The following is a 6066-nucleotide window of genomic DNA, read 5'->3' as shown; positions in this document are numbered from 1 at the left end:
TAGTCAGCCCACGTCAGATTTGCGCGTTTCCCACACCCAAGTCGAACTGCGCTTACGTTTTTGGAGCAGCCGCAGCTCAAGCGCCTGCTCAGCAACGACCCCCTTGAGGCTGCGAGCTTCCTGGCGCAGTGCCTTGACCTCGCCGGTGGTCGCCGCCCGGGCCGTGTCGCCGGCCAGCCGCCGCTTGCCGGCTTCGAGGAACTCCTTCGACCAAGTGTAGTACAGGCTCTCGGCGATCCTCTCGCACCGACACAGCCCGGCGATGCTCTCCTCGCCGCGCAGGCCTTCCAGCACGATGCGGATCTTCTCCTCGGCCGAATACTGCTTACGGGTCGCGCGACGGATATCGCGCACCACTTGCTCGGCAGGAACCTTGGCGGCAGCGGCTGCCCGGGCGGCCGAGGCGGAGGATTTCTGGCTCATCTTCACTCCTTGGCGGTTACGATGAGCCAAAGATCCTCCGCTCCTCAACCCAACCCTTCTGTCTCATTGGCCCGGACGGCAGACATGCTAGACCGGAATAGATTCCCTAACAGGGAGCGTGAGCGCCGTCCGATTGGCATGGCCGCTTCGTGGGAAATTAGGGAGTATGGTCCCGCTGGCAAACATATCGCGCAACGTACGTGATACCGGGAGGACAAGAACATGGCCAAGCAGCGAGCTCAGTTAGGCACCCTCGGCATGGCACCGGACAGCATCACACGTCGTGCTGCGATAGCGGCAGCAACTTGGGCCCTCCTCGCCGGGTTCAAGGGGCCTGCGTATGGGCAGTCGAGCAGCGACTGGCCAAGCCAGCCTGTTCGCTACATCAATATCTTTCCACCCGGAGGCGCTACGGACACCCTCTCGCGACTTTTTTGCGTCAAGTTGGGCGAGATCGCTGGGCAACCCTTTGTGGTCGAGAACCGCAGCGGCTCCGGCGGCAACGTTGGGGCTGACGCTATCGCCAAGGCTAAACCTGACGGCTACACCGTTGGCCTTGGCAGTATCGCCCCGAACGCGATCGCACCGACACTATACAAGCGTCTGCCTTTCGATGCAGCACGAGACTTCTCCTTTGTCTCTGGCATCTGGCAACTGCCAAACCTAGTGGTGGTCAACAAGGATCTGCCTGTCAGGACGGTGCCGGAGCTGATTGCGTTGCTAAAGGCCAGCCCAGGCAAGTATGCTTACGGCTCCTCCGGCAGCGGGACGACGCCACATCTTTCGGGCGAGTTGCTGAAGCAGCTCGCAGGGGTGGATATTCTGCATGTCCCCTACCGGGGTGGCGCGCCAGCGCTGCTCGACTTGATTGCCGGGCGTGTACAGCTGATCATGGACAATATCCCAGGCCTTCTGCCGGCAGCACGGGATGGCAGTGTGCGAGCGCTCGCCGTCACTGGCCCGCAACGCAGCCAGGTGGTGCCTGATCTTCCAACCATGTTGGAGTTCCTGCCGGGTTTCGAGATGACGTCCTGGGGGGCCCTATGCGGCCCAGCAGGTTTGCCAGAGCCGGTGATCGAACGTCTTTCGGCCTTTGCGAAGCGGGCGCTCGAAAACCAGGATCTGGTTCGTGGCTTCCAGGAGCTTGGGGCAAAACCGTGGTGGGCTACACCTGAAGATACAGCTGCCTTTAGGGCGCGGGAGGAAGCTCGATTGGCACCCATAATCCGGGCTAGCGGCGCGCAGGTGGATTAGGAACAAAAAGAGCGCCAGCTGATGGGCGAGCGCACCAGGGCCCGCGCTGGCGGCCGCTAAGGCGCGTGGGGCAATGCTGGGTGGCGATCGGGGCTATCCGCCGGCAGAGGGCCCTAGCGCCGCGGCAGCGGCCCAGGTGCGGCGAGAAGCAGCGGAGCGGGCAGCATACCGGTTGGTGCTTGAGGTGGAGCGGCTACGGGCCGAAGGCGTCACCAGTCACGCGGCACTTGCCAGGGCACTCACCGAGCGCGGCGTGCCAGCGCCACGCGGAGGCGTTGGCTGGACCCATACGACCGTCGCCCGAGCGCTCTTGCGGACAAGCGGATCTCCAGGGCAGGAATCCGCTACAGCGGCCTGACCTCCACCTTGCGGAACCGCACGGCGCCCCGATCATTGACCACGCCTTTGTCGTCCTTCAAGCCAGCACCGTGCTGTAGCGCGATTCGTCCAGTCCGATGCTTGCTGTCCCTAGCGCCGTCCACCGTTTTCTGCCCGTTGAGGATTACAGTGAAGGCATCGCCTCTGGCCGTGATCTCGAATATGTTCCACTTGCCGCCGGCTTTCGGCATGGGGTCGACCGCTGCAACATCAACAATGGCGCCGGTGCCGTACTTCGGCTCCGGGCGCTCGTCCCAAATGTTCACCTCATAGGCGTTGGCCGAGGTGATTGTAGATGGATCGGTTGCACGGATGAAAACCCCGCTATTCGTGCTCGTATCTGCCCAAAACTCGACCCGTAAGTGGAAATCGCCGTAGGGTTTTTTTGTAACCAGAAAACCATTCCCCCTGTCGGCGATGAACATCCCGTCCTCGATACGCCAGTTGGCGTCACCGATCCGATCCCAGCCTTCGAAATCCTTGCCGTTGAGGAGGGCGGTCGATCCGGCTGCCTGACCTTGGACCCTATGCGAGCTGGCAATGCCGGCAGACCCTACCAGCAGCGACAAGGCGAGATTGAATGACCTGCGCTTCATCCTAGGTTCCTCCCCATTGAGTCCGTTCGAGTCCGGACCTTCGTCACTGGCATGCCGCTTGGCTAGCATGGTGAATGTTGCAGGAGTGTATGCCCAGTCGCCGGCTCGTCAATCGAGAACCCGAAGAGTGGCACGCATCACGCGGTTTCAGCCATAAGCCTCAAGCCCTGGTCGTCATGAGGTCTGCCATGTACATACCGCTTGAGCGACAGGTTCGGCGAGACCCAGCCCCCTTGTTCACCAGGTGATCAGCAAGCGGACCCGGGCGGCGCTCCGGGCCGCCAAGGTTCGTGGGGCGATGCTGGGCTGGGACTGGGGCTATCGACCGTCTCACGGCCCTGACGCCGCCGCAGCGACCCAGGCACGGCGCCTGGCGGCGAAGCGGGCGGCGCACCGGCTGGCACTGGAGTTGAAGCGGCTACGCGGTGAGGGCGTCCGCGGGCATGCGGCGATCGCCAGAGCGCTGACTGCGCTGGGGATACCAACGCCAAGCGGCTGTTCAAGCTGGACCCATACGACCGTGACCCGAGTTCTCCTGCGCGCGGCATAGACACACGGGATATTCCCAATCCCGTGGTGCCCATCCGATGACCGGCAAGCGGGGTCGGCTATGGAGGCATCTCGACCGGGCAACGGCCCGGCCGCGATCAGGCGCATCCGCCGCTGCCCAAGCAAGGCGGCTTGGTCAGGCCGCTTTTAAGGCGTCGTAAATCGCGCGCTCGAACTGGCCGTAGACTTTCATGGATCGAGGATCGCCGAAGGGCAGCGTCTGGGTCATGACCACACCGATTACTTGTCGCGCTGGATCGATCCAGTAGTGGGTATTGAAGATACCGGCCCAAGTTAACGAACCAGCACTGCGTCCGTTCGGGCCGGCCTGAGCGTTGATCATGTACCCGAGACCCCATTTGAGACTGAATCCGGGGAAGAAGTCGACGTCGACGGAACGCTTCGGGTCAGTCGTCTTCAAGATGCCAGCTTCAATATCGCCGATTTGATTCTGGTTCATCAACGTGACCGTCTCCGGCTTCAGGATACGTGTGCCGTTGAGCGATCCTTGATGGAGCAAGGCCCGTAGGAAGGTCATGTAGTCGGTCGCAGTCGAGTACAGGCCGCCGCCACCAGCCCAAAATTCCGGCACAAACTGCGTTTCGAAGGGCTGCGGCTCCAGGGAACCATCTGCGAGCCGCTGATGCACGCTGATTTGCCGCGCCCGCTGCTCCGGTGACGCAACGAAGCCAGTGTCCTTCATGCCGAGCGGATCGAAGATGTGCTCACGAAAATAGGCATCAAGCTTCTGGCCGCTGGCCGCTTCGACGAGCTTTCCAACCCAGTCGATATTCACGCCATACTCCCAGCGCTCACCGGGATCGAAAGCGAGCGGCATGCGAAGCGCTGCAACCTTACCGGTCGGCGTCGAGGGCATGCCCGTGGCGGCGACGTAGCGCTTCGTGTTTGCATCCCATTGCTCGTAACTGAACCCGGCAGTGTGAGTGAGTAGATGCCGCAGCGTAATCGGTTGCTTCGCTGGCCGCAGACGCGGCGTGCCCGAAGCATCGAAGCCCTCCAACACTTGCGGTATGCCTAATGCCGGATCAATGTCTGGCACCGGGTCGTTCAGGCTAAGTTTGCCCTGCTCGACAAGTTGCATCGCCGCGGCCGAGGTCACCGCCTTGGTCATCGACGCAATCCGGAAGACCGTGTCGATTGTGACGGCGGGACCGCCCGCTAGGCTGCGTGTACCGAATACGCCTTCGTAGAAAATACCACGTTCGGTCGCAGCAAGTGCTATGACGCCTGGGACGTCACGCGCCTCGACCGCAGCGCGCAGGACGCCATCAATTCCAGCCCTCAATGCTGTACTCCCCAGGGCTGCCGGTCCCATTGTCTGAGCGTGGCCTGGGTGGACCAATATCGACGGGGGGAGGGTGGCGGCGATAGCTGCAGCCTTCAGAAGGCCTCGCCGGTCTCGATGCCGCTTCGTCATTGCTAAGCCCTCCCCAGGCATTCTGGCTCGCGGCAAGACATCCGGCTACCGACGCGACGCCCAGCTACCTAGCTTCAGCCAGACATAACTGCCGAAGCAAGCTGAATTTCCTCCCCCCCCTGTTCACCACCGATCAACGGTCGTTGGTCGGTGTTGAACAGGCTTGGCTCGAATCGTCGGGGCGCCGCACTCCATAAGCACCAGGCAGCCCGCCGCCAGGGCGCCTATCCCGGCGGCCTGGCCTTCGGGTTGCTCGCACAGGTCGGCCTTGGTCAGCACCACCACCGGCCGCGCACCGCTCTGCCAGGCAGCCGCGAGGAAGCGCTCGAGCCGATGCGGATTGAGACCGGCGTTCATCGAGTTAACGACGAACACGACATCGATGTTGGCGGCAATGACCTGCAGTGTCTGCACGCTGTCGGCCGCCCGGCGCACGAAGGCCGTACGGCGAGCCAGAACGGCATAGATGGTGGCTGTACCTTCGCCAGCGTTTGCCAACAAAGCCACCCAGGCGCCGGCGGCCCAATGGCCCGCCTCACGGGCCTCGTGCCGCACGCGTCTGAAGAGTCTGGCGCTCAGGGTGCCGACATCCGTAACCACCAGATTTGCTTTGCGCTGCTGGACGATGATGCGCCTGGGGCGGTAGTCGGCACGCATATGCGGCTCGGATGCCAGCCGCAGCGCATCGGACCAGCCAATTTGTTCGATCAGAAGCGGCACCTTCCCCCAGAAGGGGCACCCTAGCACCGACCGAGAGGTAAACCGCCCCTTTGAAATGCGGCAGCAACCGGAAAGCCGCCATTCCGCTTCGGCCAGCTTTGGCCATGGCAGCTTCGTGCCCTTGGCCGTCACGGGTCGCTCAGATGAATGCGTCAAACTTCCTCATCGGTGCGGTTCTGTTCGATGGCCTGAAGTGGCGTCAGCCCTGCGTCGAAATACTGCCGCCATAGCTCCGCATCCACGTCAAAGGTTACGACAGCCTCAATCTCAGCGATCCACGTCTCGAAGTTCATGTCCTTGCTCCCGATATATGACCACATGGCTGCGGAAGTCGCCTTATCGGGTCGCCAATCATAAAGGCTTTTTTCAATTGTTTACGAAGGGGTCGTGAGCAGCCCACCCACTAGGCCGTTGGTAACAGACGTTTCCATGCTTGAGATGCTCGGAAGCGGCTGGTCCGCTTACGGCTTAGAGATGTTTGATCCCAGGGTTTGATGGTGCATTCTTTTCCCAGACATGGAAGGACGCGCTATAGGCCAGGTTCTTCACGGTTGCGCCAGCACGACTGAGGCAGTTCGTCGGGCGATCCAACATAGTCAAGAGAGCCTGAGAGCCCATCCCGGCGAACTGTTTCTTCCATCGGTAGAATGTTTTCTAACTGAGGGCGGGCGCAGGGTGATCCTGATCCTCCTCCCTGGTCCGGCGCAA

The 6066-nt window shown here is 62.0% G+C and carries 5 protein-coding genes and 1 pseudogene; 1 reads left to right on the top strand and 5 read right to left on the bottom strand.

Features of this window, described 5'->3' with window-relative positions:
• Nucleotides 1–48 precede the first annotated feature (48 nt).
• Nucleotides 49–423 (bottom strand): annotated as a pseudogene (locus AC5JJ1_RS11060) (transposase); the annotation flags it as partial.
• A gap of 222 nt (nucleotides 424–645) precedes the next feature.
• On the opposite strand from AC5JJ1_RS11060, the gene AC5JJ1_RS11055 reads away from it, so the two are divergent.
• Nucleotides 646–1677, top strand: coding sequence for a Bug family tripartite tricarboxylate transporter substrate binding protein (locus AC5JJ1_RS11055; protein ID WP_495785178.1), 1032 nt, complete (start codon nucleotides 646–648; stop codon nucleotides 1675–1677).
• Between the two features lie 344 nt (nucleotides 1678–2021).
• On the opposite strand, the gene AC5JJ1_RS11050 is transcribed toward AC5JJ1_RS11055, so the two are convergent.
• From AC5JJ1_RS11050 to AC5JJ1_RS11035, 4 genes are all read right to left on the bottom strand, one after another.
• Nucleotides 2022–2651 carry a 3-keto-disaccharide hydrolase gene (locus tag AC5JJ1_RS11050; protein WP_495785177.1) on the bottom strand — a complete coding sequence of 210 codons (630 nt, stop codon included), beginning with the start codon at nucleotides 2649–2651 and terminating at the stop codon, nucleotides 2022–2024.
• A gap of 685 nt (nucleotides 2652–3336) precedes the next feature.
• Nucleotides 3337–4536, bottom strand: coding sequence for a serine hydrolase domain-containing protein (locus AC5JJ1_RS11045; protein WP_495785176.1), 1200 nt, complete (start codon nucleotides 4534–4536; stop codon nucleotides 3337–3339).
• 225 nt (nucleotides 4537–4761) lie between these two features.
• Complete coding sequence (rsgA, locus tag AC5JJ1_RS11040) at nucleotides 4762–5490, bottom strand: GTPase RsgA (RefSeq protein WP_495785175.1); 729 nt, start codon at nucleotides 5488–5490, stop codon at nucleotides 4762–4764.
• A gap of 20 nt (nucleotides 5491–5510) precedes the next feature.
• Nucleotides 5511–5651 carry a hypothetical protein gene (locus AC5JJ1_RS11035; protein ID WP_495785174.1) on the bottom strand — a complete coding sequence of 47 codons (141 nt, stop codon included), beginning with the start codon at nucleotides 5649–5651 and terminating at the stop codon, nucleotides 5511–5513.
• Nucleotides 5652–6066: the final 415 nt, after the last annotated feature.

It is taken from the genome of Belnapia sp. (assembly GCF_059504005.1).
The sequence above is the reverse complement of the archived record's forward strand: the minus strand, read 5'-3'. Positions and strand labels throughout refer to the sequence as shown.